The sequence below is a fragment of the Exiguobacterium sp. s36 genome, from assembly GCF_018618345.1.
Lineage (GTDB): Bacteria > Bacillota > Bacilli > Exiguobacteriales > Exiguobacteriaceae > Exiguobacterium > Exiguobacterium chiriqhucha.
The window spans coordinates 49,700-75,609 of record NZ_JACSLW010000001.1 but is presented as its reverse complement, the minus strand read 5'-3'; the positions used below and the strand labels follow the sequence as shown (position 1 = coordinate 75,609).

The following is a 25,910-nucleotide window of genomic DNA, read 5'->3' as shown; positions in this document are numbered from 1 at the left end:
CGGCATAGACGAGTTGTTCAGCTTGGCCGAACAGCTCGTTTTTTTATTGGGAGGAGGAATTTGGATGAAACGCACCGAAATCATTGCGGTAGGCTCTGAACTGCTCTTAGGGGAAATCACGAACACGAACGCCCGTTACTTATCAGAACAGCTGTCGAAATATGGGTTGTCCGTGCTGTATCATGTAGTCGTCGGAGATAATCAGGAACGTTTGCGAGCGACATTCGAACAAGCGCGATCACGAAGTGAATTCGTCATCGTCACTGGCGGCCTTGGGCCGACGGCGGATGATATCACGAAGACGACACTCGCCGAGGTGCTCGGTCGTCCACTCATCCGTGACGAGGCATCGCTCGAGACGATCCATCGTTTCGTCGCCTCGCGCGGACGCGAGCCGAACGAAGGGGACGCGCGGCAAGCAGACGTCTTAACCGGGGCCGAAGTGCTCACCAACCCGGTCGGTCTCGCGCCCGGGATGTGGATCGAGGACGAACCGACATGGCTGTTGTTACCGGGTGTCCCGTGGGAGATGAAAGCGATCGTCGACGCCACGTTCCCAGAAAAATTCGGCGGGATGACCATCGTCTCTGAATCGTTGCGCTTTTATGAAATCGGCGAGTCGGCGCTCGACGCGGCCGTCGTCGATTTGATGAACGGGTCGAACCCAACGGTCGCCCCGTACGCCGAGTCGGGCGAGGCACGACTGCGCATCAGCGCCCGCGCCGATACTGAGACCGTGGCGCGGGAGATGATTGAACGGGTCAAACAGGATATTTTGGCGCGGGTCGGTCACTTTTACTTCGGTTCGGACGACGATACGCTCGCCGCACGGCTGATTCACGAGTTACAAGCGCGTCAGGCGACGCTGTCGATTGCCGAATCGCTCACGGGCGGTCAAGCCCAAGCGATGCTCACGGCCGTTCCAGGAGCATCCTCGGTGTTCAAGGGCGGGGTCGTCACGTACTCCGACGAGCTAAAAAATAGGTTTTTAGGGGTGTCCCTTGATACAATTGATTCACACTCGGTCGTCTCAAAAGAAGTCGCCTTTGAAATGATCCTCGGTCTGACGCGTCAGACCGGAACGGATTATGGGCTGGCGTTCACCGGCGAGGCCGGTCCGACGTCAAATTCGGGTCAGCCGGTCGGAAAAGTGTTCATCGGCATCCGGTCACCGGACGGGATTGACGTGATTGAACGTGATTACCCGCATCAAGAGCGGCATGTCATTCAAGCCCGGGCTACGAAAGACGGAATGTGGGCGCTCCTGCAACAAATGAAAAAAGGCGAATAAACGTTCGCAAAAAACTTGTGTATCGCCTTCGCTTCGCTTATAATGAAAGTATCAATCAAAGGAGGCTCATTAATCTATGAGTGATCGTAAACAAGCGTTAGAAATGGCATTACGCCAAATTGAGAAACAATTCGGTAAAGGCTCAATCATGCGCCTCGGTGAAAATACAGATCAGCAAGTTTCGGTGACCCCGTCAGGCTCAATCGCCCTCGACATCGCCCTCGGTGCAGGTGGTTATCCACGTGGTCGTGTCATCGAAGTGTACGGACCTGAATCGTCAGGTAAGACGACGGTGGCGCTTCATGCCATCGCTGAAGTTCAAAAGCGCGGCGGACAAGCTGCCTTCGTCGACGCCGAGCACGCGCTCGACCCGAAATACGCACAAAACTTGGGCGTCAACATCGATGAGTTGCTCTTATCACAACCGGATACAGGGGAACAAGCCCTTGAAATCGCGGAAGCCCTCGTCCGCTCTGGTGCGGTCGATATCCTCGTCGTCGACTCGGTTGCGGCACTCGTTCCGAAAGCCGAGATTGAAGGGGAGATGGGAGACTCACACGTCGGTCTTCAAGCCCGCCTCATGAGCCAAGCGCTCCGTAAATTGTCTGGTGCGACGAACAAGTCGAAGACAATCGTCATCTTCATCAACCAAATCCGTGAGAAAATCGGAATCATGTTCGGTAACCCGGAAACGACACCTGGTGGTCGTGCCCTCAAGTTCTACTCGTCGGTCCGTCTCGAGGTCCGTCGTGCTGAAACGCTCAAACAAGGCCAAGACATGGTCGGGAACCGGACGAAAATCAAAGTCGTCAAAAACAAGATCGCGCCACCGTTCAAGACGGCAGAAGTCGATATCATGTACGGCGAAGGCATCTCACGTGAAGGCGAGCTCATCGACATCGGGGCCGACCTCGATATTGTTCAAAAGAGCGGCGCGTGGTACTCGTACAACGAAGAGCGTCTCGGTCAAGGCCGTGAGAACGCGAAGCAGTATATGAAAGAGAACCCGTCGGTGGCCGCATCGGTCGAAGAACGGATTCGCGACCACTACGGTCTCAACGGTGAAAAGACGGTCACAGTCGAAGCTGACAACGATGACGTCCTCTCACTTTTAGACGAAGAGTAAGTAACGTTTCTCGCCTGACATGGTTCAGGCGAGATTTTTTTAGTATAATTTTTTTGATGAATTGGTAGTTCTATCCTGTCCGTGCATTGCATTCTAACAGGTAAATAAGTACAATAAAGCTATACGCGGGCTCGCTCGCGTTTTCATTCATGAAAAAATAAAATAACCTTGCGAAAGGGAGGTGAACATGATGGAATGGCTATTAGAGCTTATTCTGATCCTCCTTTTGCCGATAGCTTTTGTTGCAGGTTTTTTTGTGCGTAAATCGATCGCCGAAGCGAAGATTCAAGGTGCCGAGACGGAAGCGACCAAGATTGTAGAGCAAGCGCGACAACAATCGGAAGCGATGCAAAAAGAAGCACGGCTTGAAGTAAAAGAAGAGATGATTCAACTTCGCAATGAAACCGAACAAGAATTGCGCGAACGACGTGAAGAGCAGAAAGTGAAAGAAAATCGTTTCGTCCAAAAGGAAGAGCTTCTCGACCGGAAAGCAGACATGCTTGAACGGAAAGAAGACGCTTTGGATGAACGTGAGGCTGCACTCGCGAAACGGAAGCGTGAAGCGGAAACGCTCGAGAGCAAAGTGGAGGAATTATATGAGGAGGCACGCCAAGAACTAGTACGCGTGGCAGCCTTATCGAAAGAAGAAGCACGGACCATCATCATGGACGAAGCGAAGCAGGAAGCGCTTCACGATGCTGCTCTCCTTCAAAAAGAAATCGAGCAAAAAGCAAAATTAGAAGCTGATAAAAAAGCGAAACACCTCTTGTCTCTCACGATGCAACGTTATGCGGCCGAACACGTCGCCGAGACGACCGTATCAGTCGTCAACTTGCCGAGTGATGAGATGAAAGGGCGGATTATCGGACGTGAAGGACGTAACATCCGCACGCTCGAGACACTCACCGGCATCGACCTCATCATCGATGACACGCCAGAAGCGGTCATCTTGTCTGGATTCGACCCGGTCCGTCGTGAAATCGCCAAGATGACGCTCGAAAAACTCGTTCAAGACGGTCGGATCCATCCGGCCCGCATTGAAGAGATGGTCGAGAAATCACGTCGTGAAGTCGATGAACGCATCCGCGAATACGGGGAAGAAGCGACATTCTCAGCCGGCATCCACGGCGTCCACCCGGACCTCGTCAAGACGCTCGGTCGAATGCGTTACCGGACGAGTTACGGTCAAAACGTACTCGCCCACTCGGTCGAAGTGGCTCACCTCGCCGGCATGATGGCTGCCGAGCTCGGGGAAGACGTCACGCTCGCCAAGCGAGCGGGTCTCCTCCACGATATCGGGAAAGCCATCGACCATGAAGTCGAAGGCAGCCACGTCGAGATTGGTGTCGAGCTCGCCACGAAGTACAAAGAGCATCCGGTCGTCATCAACTCGATCGCCTCGCACCATGGGGACGTCGAAGCGACATCGACGATTGCGGTTCTCGTCGCAGCGGCTGACGCCTTGTCAGCGGCGCGTCCAGGAGCCCGTCAAGAGACGCTCGAAAGCTATATCCGACGCCTTGAGCGCCTCGAAGCGATTTGTGAGTCGTTCGAAGGAGTCGAGAAGTCATATGCCATCCAAGCGGGACGTGAAGTCCGGATCATCGTCCGCCCAGACGTCGTCGATGACGTCGTGGCGAACAAGATGGCCCGCGACATCTGTAAACGGATCGAAGATGAGCTTGACTATCCAGGCCAAATCAAAGTGACGGTCATTCGCGAAACGCGTGCCGTCGATTATGCGAAGTAACAAGAGCGGAGACATTCTCCGCTTTTTCTATTGGAGGAGGACAAGACTATGAAAATCTTATTTATCGGCGACGTGGTCGGAAAACCAGGTCGCGACATCTTGAGCGCCCAAATCGGACGCTTAAAAAGCAAGTATAGCCCGACGTTTATGCTCGTCAACGGTGAAAACGCAGCCAACGGACGCGGTATCACAAAAAAAATCTATCAACAATTTCTCGAGCTTGGATTCCATGGCGTGACGATGGGGAATCATACTTGGGACAACCGTGACATCTTTGACTGGATTGATGATGCCGACCGCATCGTCCGCCCGGCCAACTATCCTGCCGGTACGCCCGGTGTCGGGATGATGGTGTTGAAACAAGGCGGGAAGAAGCTCGCCGTCATCAACGCGATGGGGACGGTGTTCTTACCGTCGCTCGATTGCCCGTTCCGCACCGTCGACGCGCTCGTTGAAGAGATTCGCGGCGAGGTCGATGCGATTTTCGTCGACATGCACGCCGAGGCGACGAGTGAGAAGATTGCGATGGGGTATCATCTTGACGGACGCGTCCAAGCCGTCGTCGGTACCCATACGCACGTCCAGACGGCTGACAACCGCATCCTACAAAACGGCACGGCGTACATCACCGACGTCGGGATGACGGGTCCGCTCGACGGGGTACTCGGCATGGATGCCGAGGTCGTCTTAAGAAAATTCATCACCCAGCTCCCGGTCCGGTTTGAAGTTGCCGAGGGACGGGAACAACTAAATGGAGTTTTAATCACAATCGATGACCAATCGAAACGAGCCACGAAAATCGAACGCATACACCTAGATGATCAGACCGTATGGTTTGATTGAACAACCTACCCGAGGGGGAAACAAGAATGGACGTACTCAAAGTTTCGGCAAAATCGAATCCTAACTCCGTGGCGGGTGCACTCGCTGGCGTACTTCGTGAAAAAGGAACGTGTGAGATTCAAGCAATCGGCGCAGGGGCGCTCAATCAATCCATCAAAGCGGTCGCGATCGCGCGTGGTTTCGTCGCGCCGAGCGGGCTGGATTTGATTTGCATCCCTGCGTTCACCGATATTATGATTGACGGAGAAGAACGAACGGCAATCAAGCTCATCATCGAACCACGATGAGCTTGCGGTCGGGACATAGGTCCTATTCTTGTAAGAGAAGCCATCGGCGCGGATGGCTTCTCTTTTTTGTTTGGAAAATCAACGTACTATCTTCTCAGGTTCGTCATTTTATGACAAGATGAAAGGGAACGTGAAGTTCGATTAAGAGATGAAGAGGGGGACGTTTTCAATGGAACAGCTCGTGTCTACGACAGAGAAGGAAGCAACGACACCTGTGATGAAAGCGATTCAAAAACATACGGCCGGATTCGGGGCCCAATTGGTCGAAGTGCCAATCCCGACACCAGGAACCGGGGAAGTGTTAATCAAAGTGAAAGCGACATCGATTTGCGGGACCGATGTCCACATTTATGAGTGGGACGACTGGGCGAAGAGCCGGGTCAAGCCGCCATACGTGTTCGGTCACGAGTTCGCGGGGGAAGTCGTGGCGCTCGGGGAAGGAACGAAACGCATCCAAATCGGACAGACCGTGTCAGCCGAGACGCATATCGTCTGTCACCAATGTAAACAGTGTTTGCGCGGGCAGTATCACATCTGTAAGAACACGAAAATCATTGGTGTCGACACGCAAGGCTGTTTCGCTGAATACGTCGTCATGCCCGAAGAGAACTTGTGGGTCAACCCAGAGTCGATGCCGGCCAAGCTCGCCTCGATTCAAGAGCCGCTCGGAAACGCCGTCCATACAGTGCTCGCGAGTGACGTTTCGGCCAAGTCGGTCGCCATCGTCGGTTGTGGACCAATCGGGCTCATGGCCGTCGGCGTCGCCAAAGCAGCTGGCGCGAGCCGCGTCTATGCGATTGACGTCAACCCGTATCGGTTGAAGCTCGCCGAGGACATGGGGGCGGACGTCGTCATCAATAGCCTCGAACAAAATCCGCTCGAGCTGATTATGGGTCAGACCGATGGGGACGGCATCGATGTCGTCTGTGAGATGAGCGGGCATCCGGTCGCCATCGACCAAGCGTTCAAGATGGTCACGGCCGGCGGGGAAGTCAATGTGTTGTCACTCCCAGCCAAGCCGGTCGCAATCGACTTGACGCGTGACGTCGTCTTCAAAGGGGTGCGTGTTCAGGGCATCACCGGACGCAAGATGTATGAGACGTGGGGGCAAGTGTCGACGCTACTCGCGACAGGTCAATTGAACGTGGAACCGATTATCACGCACGTGTTCAAGCTCGAGGAGTTCGAGCAAGGTTTCGAGCTCATGCGGGCCGGGAAGTGCGGTAAAGTGGTCTTATTACCATAAACAGGGGGAATCAATATGGCATTTGAACATATTACAGAAGCAGTCAATGAAATGAAACAAGCGGGCACGTTCCGCTCGCTCGTGCCGCTCGAGTCGGCGCAAGCGAACGAAGTCACGATCGACGGCAAATCGCTCGTCCAGTTGTCTTCGAACAACTATCTCGGACTCGCCAACCATCCGCGCTTGAAACAAGCGGCGATAGAAGCGGTCGAACAGTTCGGTGCCGGCACAGGATCGGTCCGGACGATCGCCGGGACGTTCGAGATGCACGAGGCGTTCGAACGCGAGCTCGCCGAGTTCAAACATACGGAAGCGGCGCTCGTGTTCCAGTCGGGCTTCGCGACGAACCTCGGTGTCTTGTCGGCCCTCCTCGGTCCGGAAGACGTCGTCATCAGTGACGCGCTCAACCACGCCTCGATTATCGACGGCATCCGGTTGACGAAAGCGGCTCGCCGCATTTACAAGCACGTCGACCTCGCCGATTTAGAGGCGGCGTTGAAAGAGACACAAGACTACCGGACGCGCCTCATCGTCACGGACGGCGTCTTCTCGATGGACGGCAATATCGCGCCGCTCCCAGAAATCGTCGAGCTTGCCGAGAAGTATGACGCGGCGGTCATGGTCGACGACGCCCACGCCTCGGGCGTGCTCGGACAGAACGGTCGCGGCACGGTCAACCACTTCGGACTCGACGGACGGGTCGCGCTACAAGTCGGGACGCTCTCGAAAGCGATTGGTGTCCTCGGCGGCTACGTCGCCTGCTCGAACGACATTCGCGACTTCTTGATTCAAAAGGGACGTCCGTTCTTGTTCTCGACGTCACACCCGCCTGCGGTCGTCGCGGCGAACCGTGAGGCGATCCGTGTCATGAAGGAAGAAGAAGAACTGTTCGACAAGTTGTGGGCGAACACCGAGTTCTTCAAATCAGGACTGCGTGACCTCGGCTTCGACATCGGCCATGCGACGACGCCGATCACACCGGTCATGCTCGGCGAAGAGACGCTTGCGCACACATTCTCGGATAAGCTGAAAGACCACGGCGTGTTCGCACAGAGCATCGCTTTCCCGACGGTCGAGAAAGGCAAGGCTCGTATTCGGACGATCGTGACGGCGGAACATACCCGTGACGACCTCGAACGTGCGCTCGCTGCCTTCAAGGCGGTCGCAGAGGAATTGAACGTCACGCTCCACGCGTAAGATTGAACTGCAGACGAATCGTCTGCAGTTTTTTCATGCAACGAAACGCGAGGCTGTCGACTCTAATGTATGACAAAGAAAAAGGAGGTCGACCGGATGGAGCAACGAAGACGCCTCGTCAAGCGGGCGCAAAAGGGCGATGAAGAAGCGTTCATCACCTTGATGCAACACTATGAGTCGACGCTCTATGGCGGCGCACTACGCATGTTGCGCCATGAGGCAGATGTCGCCGACGTGATGCAAGAGACGGTGCTCCTCGCCTATACGAAACTGCACACGTTGCGTGACGCTGAATTTCTGCATACGTGGTTGTACCGAATCATGCTGAATGAATGTCATCGTCTCATCCGCAAGCGAGAGCGAGAGACAAACGTGAACGGCACCATCAAAGAAACGGCGGTGAACGATGCGTATCACCTTGAACTCGACGAGGCGATTCACGCTCTTGCCCCGATGTATCGCGAAGTCGTCACGTTGCGCTATGTGATGGAACTGACGACCCGTGAGATTGCAGACGTGCTTGGCACGCCGGAAGGAACAATCAAAGCAAGGTTATCGCGGGCGAGACAACAGTTGAAGCAGTCGTACTATCGACAGGAGCGTGAATCGGTATGAATGAAGAATTCGACAAACGATTGACACAATTACATAACGATACAAGACTCTCGAGCGGGGCCCGCCAGGCGTTCGATGCTAGCTATGCCAGTATCAGAGAGCAGGCGAACCGGTCGCGTCGGAGACGCCGGCGCCGTGTCGGCGGGGTGGTCATGATGGCGGCCGCGGCGATGCTCGTGTTCATACTGGCGTTTGACGGTTCGGCGCTTGCCGCCATCGATCGTTTATTTAAGTTCGGAGACCGTGGCATCGACCAAGTCGTGTTGACGAACGGAGGAGAGCGACCGGTCGCGACCATCACCAATCAAGACGTTCACATCAAGTTAGAGCGGGTCATCGCCGACCGCCATCAACTCGCGCTCCGTTTCGTCCTGACAAAAGAGGAAATACCATGGAAAGACGTCACGGATCTGAGTCTCGACTATCGTGTTCGTAGTGCGGACGGATCGTATGTCGACGAGATGGTATCGGATACGTTGCCGTTGAAGGGGGACGGTGGAATGCGTGGCCATCAAGTGAACGTGATGGTCGATGAGAGCGGATCACTCGTATATGAAGTGTTGAGCGAGGCGGGCGACAAAGACATTCCGTCACTGGAAGGAGCGACGATTGAGATTGAGACGGTTCGGCTGTTCCGTGACGTGGAGACCGATACAATCAACGGTGACTGGCGTTTACCGATTGAACAGGTGACGATGCAAGCCGCGATCCGTTATGAAGCTGACGACGCCGTCTCCCCGCTTGAAGTCGGGAATGTGGTTGTCGACCTGACATCGATGCGAATCGAGCTTACCGTCAACGGGGATGATTACGATGAGAACTATTTTATCGACCACGTGAAGCTACGTGATGCGAAAGGGAATGTGTACAACATCGAATCCGGCTATAGCCGGACGGTCAGTGCCGGAAAAACAAATCTGGTGTTCCAAGTGCCATTCACGTCAAGAGATGCCGTGTCGGAACTGATGCTGATTGTGGAAGGCATTGGTCAAGTAAAGCTTCTACCCGTTAATAAGTGACTAACAGCATGCCTGACTCAGGTATGCTGTTTTAGTTTGAAAATTTTGGTAGACATTTAGGTGGAATGACTCTAAAATTTGAAAAGGTAAACCAAATGATTAACGTTTATATTATTTCAACTACCGAATTTATTATATAAAAGAAAGGGCAGCGCGACGATGATGCAAGCCTCACATTTAGTGATGGGCGTGACCCTGTCCGCGGAAACATTCTCCATCTTGACGATTTCACCGCCGTTCATTATAAACGTCATCTTCAGTGCTGTGGCTTTGATTGTCGTGATTTATTCCCGAAGCAAGAGCTGGAAAGGCCGATTGTTCAATGCTGTTGTAACAATATGGTCGCTGTTCTTCATTTCGATGTACGTGTTTGCCTGGTATGTGAGAGTAAAATACAATATCACGCCGGACTTTGCGGCCTCGTTTGCGCCTGGTCCATTTCCAGGATGGAAAGAATTGCTGGCTCAAAGTATGGAGGAACCAGATGTCACTGGAAATGCGATTACATATGCAGCACTTCTGTTTCTTACGCGAAAATATAATGACTGGTACATGTGGCCGGTAAAAGTCGTCTTTATTTTCTTTGTAAGCCTTTTTTTCATCAAATATGTTCCCGTTGTCTTCAACTGGCTAATTACATAAAAAAGCAAGGCGCATAGCCCTGCTTAGAGGATGAACATTCCGCGGAATCCACGGGCTGCATAATACGAATCGGCCCCGTTATGATAGACGAAGGTCTGCTCGTAGCGGCGGTCGCAGAACAAGGCGCCGCCTTTTTGACGGATTGATTCTGGGGTGGCAATCCAGCTCGACGTCTTCAAGTCGAACGTACCGAGCGTCTGCAGATGGCGATACGTTGCTTCGTCGAGTAGCTCGATGCCCATCTCTTTAGCCAACGCGACGGCACTCCCATCCGGTTTGTTTTTCTTTCGTGCCGCTAACGCCGCATCGTCATAGCATAGGCTGCGTCGACCGCTCGGACTTTCCGGTGAGCAGTCGCAAAAAGCTAATGTGCCGTTCGGGAGTCGAATCACATCAGGTTCACCGCCGGTACGCTCCATCTCGGCGAGAGCGGCGAGTTTACGGTCGTCCGCTTGAAGACGCGTCAAGATGTCTGGCCAGGTGAGATCTGGATGTCGTTCGGGGTTGTCGGTAAAGCGCGCTTCGAGAGTGTTCAACAACTCGGTTGTTTCTTCGTGTGAAAGGGTGGACATCATCAATCACTCCATTCCAAGGTTTCTTTCAGTATACGACATCACTTGTGATCGATTCAGCACGCCGTTCATGGAAAGGGGAATGCCAATTGGATTTCGATGCCTTGGATGTTCGGCATCTGCACTCTCAGACGTTCCATACGATTGATTTGTTTCAATTCAAAACGATTTGGTCTGATTGTCTGCCGAATGATTCTTATCGTGTGACAGATTATTCAGAGCTGAACTTACATATGACGAAGCAAGAATTAATTCAGCTTCGATGGATTGATTTGACGTTACCGTTCGTAATCTATTCGAATGAACAGCTCATGTTTTTGTATGACCCGTATCATCGCAAGCTACATACAGATACAGTTGTGTCCGTTGAGCTAGCGGGACATGATGTTTCTTTTCTCGATTTTATAATGGTGCATAGCCAGACGTTTCATGATCACGATTCGTATTCTCTGAAAATGGAGGATGTTTATGGTTTGGCACCGGACAGTCAACGGAGGGAATTTGGGTTCCCGAAAGTGACGGCCCCTGCGGCATTCATTGCGGACTTATTCTTCGCACTCGGTGTCACTTCATTCCAAGTCGTCTTATCCAAAAATAAATTGTTATCTCATTTTGAGTCTTGGGCGAAGCGGACCGGAAGCAATCATAGAATTGAATCTAGTGGAAAATGGACGTGGTCAAAGACGTATAAGGTAAGCTGTGATGTCTCCCGACAACAAGTACAAGCTGTTCATCAACTTGTGTCACTCCTGGAACATGATGAAGAGTGGGAAGGCATTCGATTCTTCATTCCGACCGAGACAGAAGCCGTCACATTGTTCATTGGAGGCGATTTGACAGAAGGATATGGATTTGGAGTATTTCAATATGAACATACTGGAGAGGTGGTTTCCAATGAGATTTGAAGATTTGTTCCTGTATGACGGGATGATGCATGTGTTTGCTTTCAATTATGACCTCGGACCTAAGACTCTGACGTTCAATCTACAGCTCTCCGACCACCAAAGGAAACGGAACGCCTCTTTCCGTGAGCGGCTCGAGGCGGATGAGATCCATCCGCAAAGCGAGGTGGTGAACGTGAAGCTCCGCTTTGAAGACATCATCTACATGGAAGTCATCGATGAATCGTATGCCGATGGAGTGGTGATCACGCCTCATGACCAGTTTGAAGGACATCAAATTATTCGTTACATGAGATCAGGTTATCTCGAGCAGCTCCAAGAGACGCGTTTTCAGTTGTGGGAGTTCATTAAACCGGATGATGCTACATTGTGTCACTATCGGATATACGGTATGGATAACGTACTTGAGATCATCACGATGTCGGACCCGATTGTCGAGGCGGCGATCGGATTGAAATGTTTCCGTCGCGGCAGCCCGACCATCTATTTTGGCGGGACGCATTACTCAGAGCAATCGTAACAAGCTCCCATATCAGCAAACAGGCGCCCTCTCTGACTGAGAAGGCGCCGTCTTGTTATGCGGATTGGATCACATCGTCCATTAAATCGATTTGTCGACCGAGCCAGACGAGCGGGACGGTCAAACCTGCACCAATCAAATAGACGATGGCGATCGGCAATCCGTCCGCGAGCATTCCGAACGTCAGGCTGCCGATGCTGAAGGCGAGGGTATAGGCCGTCTGTTGGACGCTATAGACGTACGGAAGCTGCGTGGCCGTTGTCGTTTCCTGGAGCAGCGTGTTCGTCTGAACGATGCGGAGCTGGGTGGCGTATCCTTGAACCGCGAGCGCGACGAGCGAAAACACGATATGAGACGTCACGCCGAACAACAAGGCGGCCCCGACTGACAGCAGGGAGCTGATCCCAAGGGAACTGCTTCGTTGAGCGCGATACAGATACGCACTGGCCAGAATCATGCTGATCAAGAAGCTTGCGTTCATCGAGCCCCACCATCCGCTATCGATGTGGAGATGGCGTTCCAGATAGACGAGCAATAGTGCAGAAATCCAGAGCGTGCTGACGAAAGACTCGAACGTGACGAACACTGTAATTAATCGAGCCTGAGGTGCTGTTCGCACAATGGCGAGGCTGTCTCTTAGGGAAATGTCTGATTCACCATCTTCTATCGTCACGTCGCGCTCAAGGGCACGGACGAATTGATACGTGACGAGCGTCGAAAGTATGAACGTCATCAACGCGATGATCAGGGCAATCGCGCTTGAAAACGAAGCGACAAGAATCGTACCGAGCGGCCACATCGCCAGCTGGATGAACTGGTTCGACCCTTGGACGAGACTGTTTGCTTGTTGACGATTCGTCGTCAGCCGTGGGATGAACGACGCTTGGACTGGACGAGCGAACCCGTCCAAGAAGGCGATGAGCACGACGAGGCCGAGGACGAGAATCGACTCCGACCAGATGACTGCGCCGAGCAAGACCGTCTTCAACAGTTGCGTGACGAGCAGCGTCTGACCGAGGGTGAACCGAGACAAGACGCGGGCAAAGAACAGACCGCTCACGGTCATGCCGATTGTGACGGCAATCGGGAAACTGGCGGCGGCCAGAGCAGAACCGGTCTGTTGATATAACAAAGCGATTAAGGCGACGATATAAAGCACGTCACCGATATTGGCCAGCCATTGACTGACCAGCAGCAGGTAAAACGACTTCATCATGACTCTCCTCCAGAACTATTCAATTTTGGGTGGATGACACGATGTCGACTTACATACTTTCACCGCTTTCAAATTATTTACAAATAGTTTACGATAAAATGATGAAGAACACAATAATTGGAAAGTAAGAGGGGGAAACGACATGTTACACTATGACATCAATGACCAGCTTCAACTACGAATGTTCACCATCGATGACGCGGAGGCGTTGTTCCAGTTGACGATGGCGTCGAAGCCATACCTTCGCGAGTGGCTCGGTTGGCTCGATTACACCGAGACGGTCGAGGATTCACGACAAAACATCGAAGGGCGAATTAAAGGATTGATGGAGACGGGCGGCTATCCGAAATCGTTCGCGATTGTGTATCAGGGTGAGCTCGCCGGGACAATCGGCTTCAACGATATCGACCGAGGGATCAAGTGCGGCACGGTCGGCTATTGGCTCGGCCAAGATTTTCAAGGGAAGGGCATTATGAGTCAAGCGCTCGAGACGGTCATTGATTACGGGTTCCGTGACTTGAAACTTGATAAAATTGAGATTCGGGTCGCGACCGGAAACGTGAAGAGTCGGGCCTTGCCGGAACGGTTCGGCTTCCTCGAAGAAGGGGTGCTCCGCAATGCGGAGTGGCTTTATGACCGCTACGTCGACCACGTCGTGTACGGGCTGTTGCGAGATGAATGGGCCCATTAACATACAAAACCCCGTCCTTTACAAGGCGGGGTTTTCGTTTGGGATTTGTTCGCCGAAGAGTTCGCTACCGAACTCGGCATACGCCTGCTCATAGCGCCGGAGAGATGACTCTTTATGCATACATGTAACGTTCATCCGTTCAAGTGACGTCATGTCGATCGCATACGTCTTCAAGACGTGGGCGTTCCGGAGCATCGACGGTGTGACCGAACGCCTGAGACCGCTGCGTTCATTCAATTGGCGCATCATCTTCGTAATCATGACGATCGTCAGCTGTTTCGGCTGGTTCTTCGCATACACCCAACGGAACGTCATCCGGGAGAAGTCGAACGAGACGAAGACGGGATCGTCCGAGTACCAACGCGGACGGACCGGCGTCGGGATGTCAGCCAAATAGTTCATAAGGAGTGTCTGGTCCTCTTGACTGAGTTTCAACGTGAACCGGTTGCCGAGCCGGTCATAGACGTCGAATTCATGGCTCGCGAGATGCAGGTCGTTCATCCGAAGACGGATGATATGGTGCACCCGGAGTCCATATTTATAGAACAACGTGACGATTAGCTCGTTCCGATTGACGAGATACGGATGCGCCTGAAGCTGGTTCTCACTCAGCCCGCTTGTCGAACGGATCGTCCGGACGAGCTTGCTGAACTCGGTCGGCAAGGCAATCTGGTCGACGGTGAGCGTATGAGCCGGTTGGGCATAGGCGAGCATCTTTTTCCGGAGCGGATTCAAGAAGACGGTCAGGCTATTGATGACGGTGACGATTCGGGCGACCGTCGCTTGTTGGTATTGCTTCTCTTCGATGAGGAAGTCGTTGACGAACGTCTTCCACGATTCGAGCGGGACGGCGAGCCACGCCTCCGGGGCATCGAGCTCGACGTTATGGTCATGAAAGTATTTGTGCACATCGATCAAGTCGTATCGATAGCGTTTCAGCGTCGACGGTTGACGGCCGCTCGCGCCGAGATGGAACAAGTACGCCTCGATATATTCAGGCAATGGATACTCTTTTCTACGTTTCGTCATGGACGTTCCTCCTTCTCCTCATATCGTACCACAAACGGACGTTCTCCATTCGCCGTTTCGTGGTAAGATGGAGGATGAGACTTATAGGAATGAGGGATTTTTATGCAACGAGAGAAAGTCATTATCGTCGGATGTCAATTACCGACTGTCGACGATTGGACATATGAACAATCGATGGGGGAACTCGTCGAATTGGTCGATACGGCACGAGGTGAGGTCGTCGCCCGTCTCGACCAGAAACGGCAACAAGTCGACCGCCGCACGTTCATCGGGAAAGGGAAAGTCGAGGAGCTCGCGGTGCTCATCGAACAGTTTGAGCCGGACATCGTCATTTTCAACGCCGAGCTGTCGCCAGCCCAGTCGAAGAACATCCGCATCTCGCTGAACGACCCGGACGAGATGAAACTGATTGACCGGACGCAATTGATTCTAGACATCTTTGCCGGACGGGCCCAATCGAAAGAAGGGAAGCTCCAAGTCGAGCTCGCCCAGATGAACTACCTGCTCCCGCGTTTAATCGGACAAGGCACGCAACTGTCACGTCTCGGTGGCGGAATCGGGACACGGGGACCGGGTGAAACGAAACTCGAGTCGGACCGCCGACACATCAAGCGCCGCATCGACGAGATTAAGAAAAATCTCGAAGGCACCGTCGCGCACCGTGACCGTTACCGCGAACGTCGGAAGGAGAACCGTGTGTTCCAAGTCGCGCTCGTTGGATATACGAATGCCGGGAAATCAACGATTTTCAACCGCTTGACGGACGCCGATACGTACGAACAGGACGAATTGTTCGCGACCCTCGATCCGCTCACGCGTGAGCTCGAATTGCCGCGCGGCGGAAAAGTGCTCATCACGGATACGGTCGGATTTATTCGCGACTTGCCGACGAAACTCGTCGCCGCGTTCCGCTCGACGCTCGAGGAAGTGCTCGGGGCTGACCTCGTCTTGCACGTCATCGACGCGTCAAACCCGCATTACATGAACCAAATCGACACGACGAATTCGGTATTGTCGGAACTCGGCGCGAGTGAGTTGCCGCAGCTCGAGGTATACAATAAGAAAGACCGGTTGACCGAGGACTTCGTCGGCGGACCGCTCGTCATCTCGGCGCTCGACTCGAACGATATCGAGACGCTCATCGGCGCGATCGAAGATAAGATTGCTGATGTGTTGACGAAAGTACACGTCATCTTGCCGGTCCGCTCGTTCGAGCATTACCACCCGGCCAAAGATTCGATGTATCGTCTCGAGGAGAAGTTCCTCGATGATGGTTCGGTCGAACTCGTCGGATATATGAGAGAAGACACGCGTCTATATGCGACGCTGAAACAATTTGAGGTGTGAAACAATGATGTGGCAAGAAAAGATTGCGTATTATGATGAATTGGCCCCGTTCGTGACCGAGGCGGAAGCACGGGTAAAACCATATTTTGAAACGATTGAGGCGACAGCGGAGTTCAACCAATACCGTGTCCTCGAGTCGTTTAAGAAGCATAAAGTGTCGGATTTCCATTTCAATCCGACGACCGGGTACGGCTATGACGATATCGGACGCGACACGCTCGAATCGATTTATGCTGACGTGTTCGGGGCGGACCTCGCCCTGTGCCGCCCGCAAATCATCTCTGGGACGCACGCCATCGGGATCGCCCTGTTCGGTGTGTTGTTGCCAGGGGATGAACTGCTTTATATTACCGGCAAGCCGTACGACACGCTCGAAGAGATTGTCGGGATTCGGGGAGACGGCCGTGGGTCGCTCAAAGAACTTGGTGTCGGCTACGACACGGTCGAGTTGAAAGACGACCAGATCGATGTCGAGACCGTCATCGCACGGATTCGCCCTGAGACGAAGCTCATTGGCATCCAGCGCTCGAAAGGTTACGCCAACCGACGCAGCATTCCGGTCCAAGAAATCGGGGAGGCAATCGCGAAAATCAAAGCGGCACACCCGCACGTCTTCGTTTTCGTCGACAACTGTTACGGTGAGTTCGTCGAGACGATTGAACCGACCCACGTCGGGGCTGATCTCATGGCCGGCTCACTCATCAAAAACCCGGGTGGCGGCTTGGCGAAGACGGGTGGCTATATCGCCGGGACCAAAGAACTCGTCGAACGCTGCTCGTTCCGCATGACGACACCTGGCATCGGCAGCGAGGCCGGGCCGTCACTCTATTCGCTCCAAGAGATGTATCAAGGGTTTTATATGGCGCCGCACACGGTCGCCCAAGCCTTGAAAGGGGCGCACTTGACGGCGAGCCTGCTCGGATTGCTCGGTTTCGAGACCGATCCGCATTATACGACGCCCCGGACCGATTTGATTCAATCGGTGACGTTCCGCGACCGCGACAAGATGATTGCGTTCTGTCAGAGCATCCAGATGGCGTCGCCGGTCAATGCGCATGCGTTACCGGTACCGGCCTATATGCCGGGGTATGAGGATGACGTTATCATGGCAGCTGGGACGTTCATTCAAGGCTCGTCGATTGAATTGTCGGCCGACGGTCCGCTCCGCGCGCCTTACACGGCCTACGTTCAAGGCGGATTAACTTACGCCCACGTCAAGGTCGCGCTCATGCTTGCCTTGAGCCAATTGCGGACAAAAGAGCTCGTCACATTTGACCGTGACAATATCTCACAAAAGTTGTAACCGAAATGTCATGTTAACTTTCTTAACATCTATTGACAGGTAAGTTGTCATGTATTATTCTCACAGTGTGAGACAGAAAAGGAGGGGTAAGAGATGGCCGATCAATTTCGTCGCTCCAACCCGTTGTTTCCGATTGGAATCGTTCAAGATTTGACCCAGCTGACAGGTAGGCAGATTCGGTACTATGAAGAACAGGGTCTGATTTCGCCTAGTCGGACGGAATCGAAACGACGGCTCTATTCCTTTAATGATGTCGAACGTCTACTCACGATCAAGGATTTTATCGATCAAGGCTTCAACTTGGCGGCGATTCGTCATATGCTCGATAACAGCGACGCTAAAGACGCGGAATCACTAAAGGCGCCGGTCGATGAAGCACCGAAGATCTCTGAACAAGAGTTACACAAATTATTGAAAACACAGCTTCAAGAAGCTGGCCGTTTCAATAAGACGTCGCTCATTCAAGGTGAGCTGTCACGTTTTTATCGATGACGCCAGTACACTAACCATTACACAATGTGAGAGGGGACATTTCACCATGGCCAGAAAAACGTTCACGAAAGAAGACATCAAACGCATCGCACAAGAAGAGGACGTACGCTTTATTCGTCTTCAATTCACGGATATCCTCGGTACGATTAAAAACGTCGAGGTTCCGATCAGCCAATTGGACAAAGCACTTGATAACAAGATGATGTTCGATGGTTCTTCAATCGAAGGGTTCGTACGCATCGAGGAATCAGACATGAACCTCTATCCAGACCTTGACACATGGGTTGTCTTCCCGTGGACAGACGGCAGCGGTAAAGTCGCTCGCTTGATTTGTGATATTTATACTCCGGACGGAAAACCGTTCAGCGGTGACCCGCGCGGCAATTTGAAGCGTAACCTCGAGCGCATGCAGAAGCTCGGTTTCACAGCATTCAACGTCGGACCAGAGCCTGAGTTCTTCCTCTTCAAGAAAGACTTGAACGGCCAACCGACACTCGAACTTAACGACCAAGGCGGTTACTTCGACTTGGCACCGGTCGACCTCGGCGAGAACTGCCGTAAAGAGATCGTCATCGAGCTCGAAAACATGGGCTTCGAAATCGAAGCATCACACCACGAAGTCGCACCAGGTCAGCACGAGATTGACTTCAAATACGCAGATGCGGTCACGACGGCTGATAACATCCAAACGTTCAAACTCGTCGTCAAGACGATTGCAGCGAAATATGGTCTTCACGCGACGTTCATGCCGAAGCCACTCTTCGGTGTCAACGGTTCAGGGATGCACGCCAACATGTCGCTCTTCAAAGGTGACACGAACGTCTTCTACGATCCAAACGGCGAAATGGAACTCTCTGACACGGCTCGCGCCTTCACGGCAGGGATTCTCGAGCATGCCCGTGCATTCACGGCTGTTTGTAACCCGACTGTCAACTCGTACAAGCGTCTCGTTCCTGGTTATGAAGCACCTTGCTACGTAGCATGGAGCGCGCGCAACCGTTCACCACTCGTTCGTGTACCAGCGGCCCGTGGTCTCTCGACTCGAATCGAAGTACGTTCGGTCGACCCGGCAGCAAACCCGTACCTCGCTTTGGCCACACTATTGGCTGCAGGTCTCGATGGAATTGAGAAAGACATGACAGCACCGAAGCCAATCGACAGCAACATCTACGTCATGGACAAGCCAGAACGTGTTGCTAACGGGATTGACGATCTTCCGGCTACGCTCTTCGACGCGCTCGAAGTACTCCGTACTGACAAAGTCGTCATGGAATCGCTTGGCGAGCATATCGGTGAGCACTTCCTCGAGTTGAAAGAAATCGAGTGGGATATGTTCCGCACGCAAGTGACAGAGTGGGAACGCGATCAGTACATGACGCTCTACTAAGTAGATGAACTGGGGACGTTAACCCTACCAATCAGAGTCCTGAAGGAGTCTTCGCAAGAAGAACTCCTTCAGGACTCTTTTTCTATCGTTCTATATAATGAGGAAGAATGTATGGCTGGATGAGCGGACTAGACGAAATTGAAGGAGATGGAAGACGTGGCCACACCGTTGAAAGAGGTATATCATGAGGATTTTTTGCTAGGATTTGGACGACGGATTCAATCCGTCTACCCATTGTTTGATGTACAAGCATTTGTCGCATCGATTGTAGATGAGTCATGGGAAGCGTTAGCGCTGAAAGGTCGTATGCGCCGTATCTCGACAAAGCTCGGGGAGTACTTACCTCAAAACTACGAGTCAGCTTTAGACGTCTTGATTGAAATTGTAGATGATTGTGTCGGCTTTCCATATTTATTTTTTCCAGACTTTGTCGCAGTCCATGGACAGGCGGAAGAACATTGGGAACGCTCGATGTCAGCACTCGAACTCTTCACGCAGAAATCGTCTTCTGAATTCGCAATCCGACCTTTTCTGCTTCGTGATTCGACGCGAGTGATGGATCGCATGATGGCATGGGCCAAGCATCCGAATGAGCATGTGCGAAGATTGGCAAGTGAAGGCTGTCGTCCTCGTCTTCCGTGGGCGGAGTCATTACCGATGTTCAGAGAAAATCCGGCTCCCGTGTTTGCGGTTTTAGAGTTATTGAAAGAAGACCCATCATTATATGTAAGGAAAAGTGTCGCCAACAATCTCAACGATATCTCGAAAGATCACCCGGAAGCCGTGCTCGAAGTCTCGCTTCGATGGCAAGGCGAACATCCTCATACCGATTGGGTCATCAGACATGCGTGCCGAACATTGATCAAATCCGCACATCCTGACGCCTTAACGCTGTTCGGTTATACGCAAGAAACGGATTTGACCGTCAACGCATCGATTTCGATACATCCGAACATGCTCAGTATTGGGGAGGCGTGCGAGATTCAATACGATGTGTCGATTCGTCCAGGCGATGCTGCATATATTCGGGTCGAATACGCCATCGACTTTATAAAAGCGAATGGGAAAGCGAGTCGTAAGGCGTTTCTTTTTACGAATAAAACCGTCGCTGGGGGAGCAAAACTTGCAGCGAGCAGAGTCCACAACTGGTCAGACTTGACGACGCGTCGACATTATCCGGGTGCGCATCGAATCGTCCTGTTGGTAAATGGACGAGAAGTTGCCGAAACTCGACTCGTGTTGCATAAACGAGACGACTGATAAATGTTTTAGAGACAATCGACGGTTCGAAAAAGGGCAACCCAGTCTAATAGACGGGTTGCCCTTTTGGGTGTATGGCATAAGCATTTGCTTAAAACGCACGTTTGAAGAACGTCGATGCATAGTCGAGCGTCGTATGTAGCGTCGTCGCGAAGACGAGTCCGAAGAAACAGGCTGCCCCGTTCAGGTCGAGCCACGATTTGGCAGCTTCCTCATACGGCGTGAACGTGAGCACGAGCGTGAGCGGGAAACCGAGATAGATGACCCGAATCAGATCGCTCAAGAGCGGCAAATGCGAGAATAACGACCGATGGGGCATAAGCTTCACGTAAGGGAGCCAAAAGCCCCGAAGCGGTCCCCATCGATAATAGGCGTCCGACTTCAAGTCGAGGTCCGGGGAGAGCCAGAACGTCCCGATCAGGGCGCCGAATAGGAACACGGTCGGAACATCGATGTCAATAAAAGGCGTGGCAATCGCAAGAGCACCGATTGCCACGAGATTCGTACGGGTATGTGTCTTGCCACTCGCCATTAGTGAATCGTCCGGTATACACCGATGACCTTCCCTAAAATCGACACGTTATCGAAATACATCGCTTCGAGTTCGTCGTTCTCCGGCTGGAGACGCACTTTCGAAGCTTCTTTATAAATCCGCTTCACCGTCGCTTCGCCTTCATCCGTCATGGCAACGACAATCTCTCCATTGTCGGCCGTGTTCTGTTGGCGGACGAGGACACGGTCCCCATCCAAGATGCCGGCGTTAATCATCGAGTCTCCCGAGACCGAGAGCATATAGACGTTGTCGGAACCGACGACGTGGGCCGGGAGCGGGAAGTGTTCTTCCACGTTCTCGATTGCCGTAATCGGCGTACCAGCCGTGACTTTCCCGATGACCGGCACGTACATGACAGCATCGTGGTCTTCGACGACTGACATCTCTTCATCTAAAATCTCGATGGCACGTGGCTTCGTCTTGTCACGTCGAATCAATCCACGTTTCTCTAGACGGTCCAAGTGTCCGTGGACGGTCGAGCTCGATGCGAGTCCGACAGCCTCTCCGATTTCACGAACAGAAGGGGGATACCCTTTCGCCCGAACCTCGGCTTTTATAAAATCAAGAATCTGTTGTTGTCTTGCTGACATTTTTTTCAATGGATTTCACCTCGATTATGTCGAATATCCTGCGAACGCATCCTATTCTTTATGGGTTTAGTTTAACACAAGAACACATGAGCGCACAAACATTCGTTCGTTTTTTTCTACTTGACCGAACAGAAGTTCTTGTTTTATGATGAGAACAGATAAACGAACAGACGTTCTCGAGAACGTGTATTCTTATTCCCAGGAGGTAATCGTTATGAGAGACACAATCAATGGAATCATTTTAGTCGGCATGTTGGCACTTGGAATGTTCGCGTTTTATATGGTCGGGGAGATGCGCCACGACGTCGATGTCGTCGCGACCGAACCGGTGATCGAGCATAGCGTCGAAGAAGAAGTCGCTTTGACGGAGGCCGAGTCGCTCGAGGCACAGCTTATCGCTGAACGCGCTGAGAAAGAAGACGACAAGACGACGTGGTTCGCCGCTGAATAATCTTTTCTGATTGCGAACAGCCCCCGAACCTGTGTATCGTAGAGGGCGAATGGAAAGAAAGGAAGTGACGGGATGCGAGTCGTCATTTATTGTCGCGTGTCGACGAACAAGTCCACGCAAGAGACGTCACTCGGTCGCCAAGCAGACGAACTGACGCGGATGGCGAAACGTCTTGACGCCGAAATCATCGACGTGATCAGTGAGCAAGAGAGCGGATATGAAGTCAATCGGACGGGGTTGCTCGATTTGTTGGAGCACGTCTCGACGTCTAATCTCGATGCTGTGCTCGTCAGCGATGACAGCCGCCTCGGACGAGGGAACGCGAAAATCGCCATCTTGCATACGCTCATGAAACATAACGTCCGCTTGTTGACGATGCAATCGTCCGATGAATACGTCGTCTCGGATGCCGAGAAGATGGTGCTTGAAATCGTCAGCGTCGTCGAGGAGTATCAGCGTAAAATCCATAACGCGAAAATCTCACGCGGCATGCGTCGGGCGGTCGCGAACGGGTTCAACCCGCATCGCAATATCCAACATCACGATCAGGGCGGCCGGAGTCGAATCGAAGTGCCGATTGAAGAAATCGTCCAACTGCGCGAGCGCGGGTTAACGTTCGCTGAAATTGCCGCCACGCTCCGTGGTTTTGGCTACGAGGTGTCGAAGGCGACGGTGAACCGCCGCTATTTGGAGCACGTGTCAGTACCAGAAACTTGATTCCTGCTCGCTGATTTTGTACAGTAGAAGAACAAATTCAGTAGAGAGGGGGCGAGCCTGATGCTAGCACCTGAACAGTTGGAGCGAATCAATTTTCTCGCCAACAAAGCCAAGACAGATGGACTGTCACCACAAGAGATGGACGAGCAGCAAGCGCTGCGTCAACAATATTTGCAAGCGTTCCGCCAATCATTCAAATCACAGATGATGGGAATGAAGGTCGTCGATCCGGACGGGAACGACGTAACGCCTGAAAAATTGAAAGACGAGCAGAAACGACATCGCTCAGAGTGACCACGAATGCACATCCTATTTCATATAGGGTGTGCATGTTTGTTATACGCGAACGGGGATCAGGGGGACTTATTGGACTGATTTTGAACGAAAGGAAGTAAACGATTCCATTCAATGTGTTATACTAATTAATTAGTTGTGACACACGAATGAGTGTGCTAAAATATGACGGGTAGAAACTTTGTAACAACAGAGAGGATGAAATTAGTGGAAACAACTACTAAAGAATTATTAGCGATTAACTCGATTCGGACGCTCTCGATTGATGCGGTCCAAAAAGCGAACTCTGGTCACCCGGGGATGCCGATGGGTGCGGCTCCGATGGCGTTCACACTTTGGACGGATAAGATGCGTCACAACCCGAAAAACCCGAACTGGTTCAACCGCGATCGGTTCGTTCTTTCAGCGGGACACGGTTCGATGCTCTTGTACTCGCTTCTTCACTTATCTGGTTACGACCTTTCACTCGACGATCTCAAATCGTTCCGTCAAATGGATTCGAAGACGCCTGGACACCCAGAGTACCGTCACACAGCTGGTGTCGATGCGACGACTGGACCGCTCGGCCAAGGGATTGCAATGGCAGTCGGTATGGCGATGGCTGAGAAGCATTTGGAAGCGACATATAACCGTGATGAGTTCAATGTGGTTGACCACTTCACATACGGGATTTGCGGAGACGGTGATTTGATGGAAGGCGTGTCGGCAGAAGCTGCCTCACTCGCTGGTCACTTGAAACTCGGAAAGCTCGTCGTCCTTTATGATTCAAACGACATCTCACTCGATGGCGACCTTCACAAGTCGTTCTCAGAAAGCGTCGAAGATCGTTTCAACGCTTACGGTTGGCAAGTGATTCGCGTTGAAGATGGCACGGACATCGATACAATCGCGAAAGCAATCGACGAAGCGAAGGCGGAAACGTCAAAACCGACCCTCATCGAAGTGAAGACGGTCATCGGTTTCGGTTCACCGAACAAGTCAGGGAAATCGGCCTCACACGGCGCGCCGCTCGGCGAAGCTGAAATCGAGCTCACGAAGCAGTTCTATAAGTGGGAAGGCGAAAACTTCTACGTACCGACCGAAGTGTACGACTTGTTCAACGAGAAAGTCGTTGAGCCAGGTGCCAAAGCGGAAGCGGACTGGAACGAACTCGTCGCGGCTTACAAGTCGTCACACCCTGAACTCGGTGCCCAGTTCGAGCGTGCAGTGAACAACGAGCTCCCAGAAGGTTGGGACAGCGAGTTGCCAACGTTCGAAATCGGTTCGAAGAAAGCGACACGTCAAACGAGCGGTGAAGTACTGAACGCAATCGCTAAAGCGGTGCCGACACTCTTCGGTGGCTCGGCTGACCTCGCAGGCTCGAACAACACGATGATTAAAGGTGCTGCGGACTTCGATGAAGATCCAGCAGGCCGTAACATCTGGTTCGGTGTCCGTGAGTTCGCAATGGCAGCTGCCGTCAACGGTATGGCGCTCCATGGTGGGGTCCTTCCTTACGGTGCGACATTCTTCGTCTTCTCTGACTACTTGCGTCCAGCGGTACGACTCGCGGCCCTCATGGGAATCCCATCGACGTTCGTCTTGACGCACGATTCGATCGCGGTCGGCGAAGACGGCCCGACACACGAACCGGTCGAGCACTTGATGAGCTTCCGTGCGATGCCAAACTTGTCTGTACTCCGTCCGGCTGACGGAAAAGAGACGATTGCGGCTTGGAAGCAAGCGATCACGACGAAATCGTCACCATCACTTCTCGTCTTGACGCGTCAAGCGTTGCCAGAACTCGAAGGCACGTCGATTGAAGAAGCGGCCAAAGGTGGCTACGTCGTCGCCGGTAACTCGAGCGAGGCGGACGTCCTCCTTCTCGGTACAGGTTCTGAAGTACACGTCCTCGTCGAAGCTCGCGAAGCACTCGCGGCTGACGGCGTGAACGTGGCTGTCGTCTCGATGCCTTCGTGGGAATTATTCGAAGCACAGTCAGCAGAATACAAAGAGTCGGTCCTTCCTTCGTCAATCACGAAGCGTGTCTCGCTTGAAGCGGGCGCGACACTCGGCTGGTACAAATACGTCGGATTCGGCGGTAAAGTACTCGGAATCGATAAGTTCGGTGCTTCTGCTCCTGGGGATCTCCTCATGAAAGAATATGGCATGTCGGTCGACAACGTCGTCGCTGCTGTCAAATCACTTTAATCGCTTACTATCAGTGGTGGCCCGGAGTTTTGGGTCACCACTTTTTTTACAGACGACTAGCGAATTAGCGTAATATAGTGTATAGTAAAAAACGATGTTTCATATGGTAGAGGAGGTTAAGCCTTGAGTACATTATTCTGGATTCTTCTGATCGTGGCAGCACTAATCGGGGGTATTGCGATCGGTTTCTTTATCGCTCGTAAATACATGATGAACTACCTCGAACAGAACCCACCGATCAACGAAGATATGATTCGTACATTGATGATGCAAATGGGTCAAAAGCCGTCACAGAAGAAAGTCAACCAAGTGATGCGCGCCATGAACGTTCAAATGAAGAACGAAAAGAAATAAACCTGATCGACCGAAGCACTTTGCGC

The 25,910-nt window shown here is 52.5% G+C and carries 28 protein-coding genes; 23 read left to right on the top strand and 5 right to left on the bottom strand.

What is annotated here, in order from left to right:
* Positions 1-64 precede the first annotated feature (64 nt).
* The 10 genes from KNP95_RS00365 to KNP95_RS00320 all read left to right on the top strand — a co-directional run bounded on the left by KNP95_RS00365 (position 65) and on the right by KNP95_RS00320 (position 10,016).
* Positions 65-1,291, top strand: coding sequence for a competence/damage-inducible protein A (locus tag KNP95_RS00365; protein WP_214835128.1), 1,227 nt, complete (start codon positions 65-67; stop codon positions 1,289-1,291).
* 76 nt (positions 1,292-1,367) lie between these two features.
* Complete coding sequence (recA, locus tag KNP95_RS00360) at positions 1,368-2,417, top strand: recombinase RecA (protein WP_021067612.1); 1,050 nt, start codon at positions 1,368-1,370, stop codon at positions 2,415-2,417.
* Positions 2,418-2,604: 187 nt separating this feature from the next.
* Complete coding sequence (gene rny, locus KNP95_RS00355) at positions 2,605-4,167, top strand: ribonuclease Y (protein ID WP_029595337.1); 1,563 nt, start codon at positions 2,605-2,607, stop codon at positions 4,165-4,167.
* A 48-nt stretch (positions 4,168-4,215) separates the two neighbouring features.
* Positions 4,216-5,010, top strand: coding sequence for a TIGR00282 family metallophosphoesterase (locus tag KNP95_RS00350; protein ID WP_021067610.1), 795 nt, complete (start codon positions 4,216-4,218; stop codon positions 5,008-5,010).
* A 26-nt stretch (positions 5,011-5,036) separates the two neighbouring features.
* On the top strand, positions 5,037-5,297 hold the full coding sequence (locus KNP95_RS00345) for a stage V sporulation protein S (protein ID WP_012726477.1): 261 nt from the start codon (positions 5,037-5,039) through the stop codon (positions 5,295-5,297).
* 169 nt (positions 5,298-5,466) lie between these two features.
* Complete coding sequence (gene tdh / locus KNP95_RS00340) at positions 5,467-6,543, top strand: L-threonine 3-dehydrogenase (protein ID WP_214835127.1); 1,077 nt, start codon at positions 5,467-5,469, stop codon at positions 6,541-6,543.
* 15 nt (positions 6,544-6,558) lie between these two features.
* Complete coding sequence (locus KNP95_RS00335; protein ID WP_214835126.1) at positions 6,559-7,740, top strand: glycine C-acetyltransferase; 1,182 nt, start codon at positions 6,559-6,561, stop codon at positions 7,738-7,740.
* A 96-nt stretch (positions 7,741-7,836) separates the two neighbouring features.
* Entirely contained in the window at positions 7,837-8,355 is a 519-nt protein-coding gene (locus tag KNP95_RS00330; RefSeq protein ID WP_214835125.1) for an RNA polymerase sigma factor, read from the top strand.
* Positions 8,352-9,374, top strand: a complete 1,023-nt coding sequence (locus KNP95_RS00325) for a hypothetical protein (protein ID WP_214835124.1) — start codon at positions 8,352-8,354, stop codon at positions 9,372-9,374. The genes KNP95_RS00330 and KNP95_RS00325 overlap by 4 nt, the downstream gene beginning before the upstream one ends.
* 159 nt (positions 9,375-9,533) lie before the next feature.
* Positions 9,534-10,016 carry a hypothetical protein gene (locus KNP95_RS00320; protein WP_214835123.1) on the top strand — a complete coding sequence of 161 codons (483 nt, stop codon included), beginning with the start codon at positions 9,534-9,536 and terminating at the stop codon, positions 10,014-10,016.
* Positions 10,017-10,039: 23 nt separating this feature from the next.
* On the opposite strand, the gene KNP95_RS00315 is transcribed toward KNP95_RS00320, so the two are convergent.
* The gene (locus KNP95_RS00315) at positions 10,040-10,588 is read right to left on the bottom strand and encodes a DUF4256 domain-containing protein (protein ID WP_214835122.1); all 549 of its coding nucleotides are present in this window, start codon (positions 10,586-10,588) and stop codon (positions 10,040-10,042) included.
* Between the two features lie 89 nt (positions 10,589-10,677).
* Here KNP95_RS00315 and KNP95_RS00310 point away from each other — a divergent pair, with 89 nt between their 5' ends.
* Complete coding sequence (locus tag KNP95_RS00310; RefSeq protein WP_214835121.1) at positions 10,678-11,493, top strand: hypothetical protein; 816 nt, start codon at positions 10,678-10,680, stop codon at positions 11,491-11,493.
* Positions 11,483-12,010 (top strand): hypothetical protein, encoded by a 528-nt coding sequence (locus tag KNP95_RS00305; protein WP_214835120.1) that lies wholly within the window; start codon positions 11,483-11,485, stop codon positions 12,008-12,010. Before KNP95_RS00310 ends, KNP95_RS00305 begins: the two co-directional genes overlap by 11 nt.
* A 55-nt stretch (positions 12,011-12,065) precedes the next feature.
* Here KNP95_RS00305 and KNP95_RS00300 read toward each other — a convergent pair whose 3' ends face one another.
* Positions 12,066-13,226 (bottom strand): MFS transporter, encoded by a 1,161-nt coding sequence (locus tag KNP95_RS00300; RefSeq protein WP_214835119.1) that lies wholly within the window; start codon positions 13,224-13,226, stop codon positions 12,066-12,068.
* 142 nt (positions 13,227-13,368) lie between these two features.
* Between KNP95_RS00300 and KNP95_RS00295 the strand changes: the two genes are divergently transcribed.
* The gene (locus KNP95_RS00295) at positions 13,369-13,917 is read left to right on the top strand and encodes a GNAT family N-acetyltransferase (RefSeq protein ID WP_214714754.1); all 549 of its coding nucleotides are present in this window, start codon (positions 13,369-13,371) and stop codon (positions 13,915-13,917) included.
* An 18-nt stretch (positions 13,918-13,935) separates the two neighbouring features.
* Here KNP95_RS00295 and KNP95_RS00290 read toward each other — a convergent pair whose 3' ends face one another.
* Positions 13,936-14,946, bottom strand: a complete 1,011-nt coding sequence (locus tag KNP95_RS00290; protein ID WP_214835118.1) for a site-specific integrase — start codon at positions 14,944-14,946, stop codon at positions 13,936-13,938.
* Between the two features lie 102 nt (positions 14,947-15,048).
* Between KNP95_RS00290 and hflX the strand changes: the two genes are divergently transcribed.
* The 5 genes from hflX to KNP95_RS00265 all read left to right on the top strand — a co-directional run bounded on the left by hflX (position 15,049) and on the right by KNP95_RS00265 (position 20,735).
* Positions 15,049-16,293 carry a GTPase HflX gene (hflX, locus tag KNP95_RS00285; protein ID WP_214720227.1) on the top strand — a complete coding sequence of 415 codons (1,245 nt, stop codon included), beginning with the start codon at positions 15,049-15,051 and terminating at the stop codon, positions 16,291-16,293.
* Between the two features lie 7 nt (positions 16,294-16,300).
* Positions 16,301-17,596 carry a methionine gamma-lyase family protein gene (locus tag KNP95_RS00280; protein ID WP_214835903.1) on the top strand — a complete coding sequence of 432 codons (1,296 nt, stop codon included), beginning with the start codon at positions 16,301-16,303 and terminating at the stop codon, positions 17,594-17,596.
* A gap of 93 nt (positions 17,597-17,689) precedes the next feature.
* Positions 17,690-18,088 (top strand): MerR family transcriptional regulator, encoded by a 399-nt coding sequence (locus KNP95_RS00275; protein WP_029595347.1) that lies wholly within the window; start codon positions 17,690-17,692, stop codon positions 18,086-18,088.
* Between the two features lie 46 nt (positions 18,089-18,134).
* Positions 18,135-19,475 carry a type I glutamate--ammonia ligase gene (gene glnA, locus KNP95_RS00270; protein ID WP_021067592.1) on the top strand — a complete coding sequence of 447 codons (1,341 nt, stop codon included), beginning with the start codon at positions 18,135-18,137 and terminating at the stop codon, positions 19,473-19,475.
* 156 nt (positions 19,476-19,631) lie between these two features.
* Positions 19,632-20,735 carry a DNA alkylation repair protein gene (locus KNP95_RS00265; protein WP_214835117.1) on the top strand — a complete coding sequence of 368 codons (1,104 nt, stop codon included), beginning with the start codon at positions 19,632-19,634 and terminating at the stop codon, positions 20,733-20,735.
* A gap of 91 nt (positions 20,736-20,826) precedes the next feature.
* On the opposite strand, the gene KNP95_RS00260 is transcribed toward KNP95_RS00265, so the two are convergent.
* Positions 20,827-21,267 carry a metal-binding protein gene (locus tag KNP95_RS00260; protein WP_214753023.1) on the bottom strand — a complete coding sequence of 147 codons (441 nt, stop codon included), beginning with the start codon at positions 21,265-21,267 and terminating at the stop codon, positions 20,827-20,829.
* A complete protein-coding gene (gene lexA, locus KNP95_RS00255) occupies positions 21,267-21,887 on the bottom strand; it encodes a transcriptional repressor LexA (RefSeq protein ID WP_021067589.1) in 621 nt (206 codons plus the stop codon). The genes KNP95_RS00260 and lexA overlap by 1 nt, the downstream gene beginning before the upstream one ends.
* Before the next feature lie 205 nt (positions 21,888-22,092).
* Between lexA and KNP95_RS00250 the strand changes: the two genes are divergently transcribed.
* From KNP95_RS00250 to KNP95_RS00230, 5 genes are all read left to right on the top strand, one after another.
* Positions 22,093-22,329: a hypothetical protein gene (locus tag KNP95_RS00250; protein WP_214835116.1), complete on the top strand. Its 237-nt coding sequence runs from the start codon at positions 22,093-22,095 to the stop codon at positions 22,327-22,329.
* Between the two features lie 72 nt (positions 22,330-22,401).
* Positions 22,402-23,046, top strand: a complete 645-nt coding sequence (locus KNP95_RS00245; RefSeq protein ID WP_214835115.1) for a YneB family resolvase-like protein — start codon at positions 22,402-22,404, stop codon at positions 23,044-23,046.
* Positions 23,047-23,106: 60 nt separating this feature from the next.
* Positions 23,107-23,340, top strand: coding sequence for a DUF896 domain-containing protein (locus KNP95_RS00240; protein WP_214753017.1), 234 nt, complete (start codon positions 23,107-23,109; stop codon positions 23,338-23,340).
* A 207-nt stretch (positions 23,341-23,547) separates the two neighbouring features.
* Positions 23,548-25,530, top strand: a complete 1,983-nt coding sequence (tkt, locus tag KNP95_RS00235; protein WP_353048965.1) for a transketolase — start codon at positions 23,548-23,550, stop codon at positions 25,528-25,530.
* A gap of 123 nt (positions 25,531-25,653) precedes the next feature.
* Positions 25,654-25,884: a YneF family protein gene (locus KNP95_RS00230; RefSeq protein WP_021067584.1), complete on the top strand. Its 231-nt coding sequence runs from the start codon at positions 25,654-25,656 to the stop codon at positions 25,882-25,884.
* Positions 25,885-25,910: the final 26 nt, after the last annotated feature.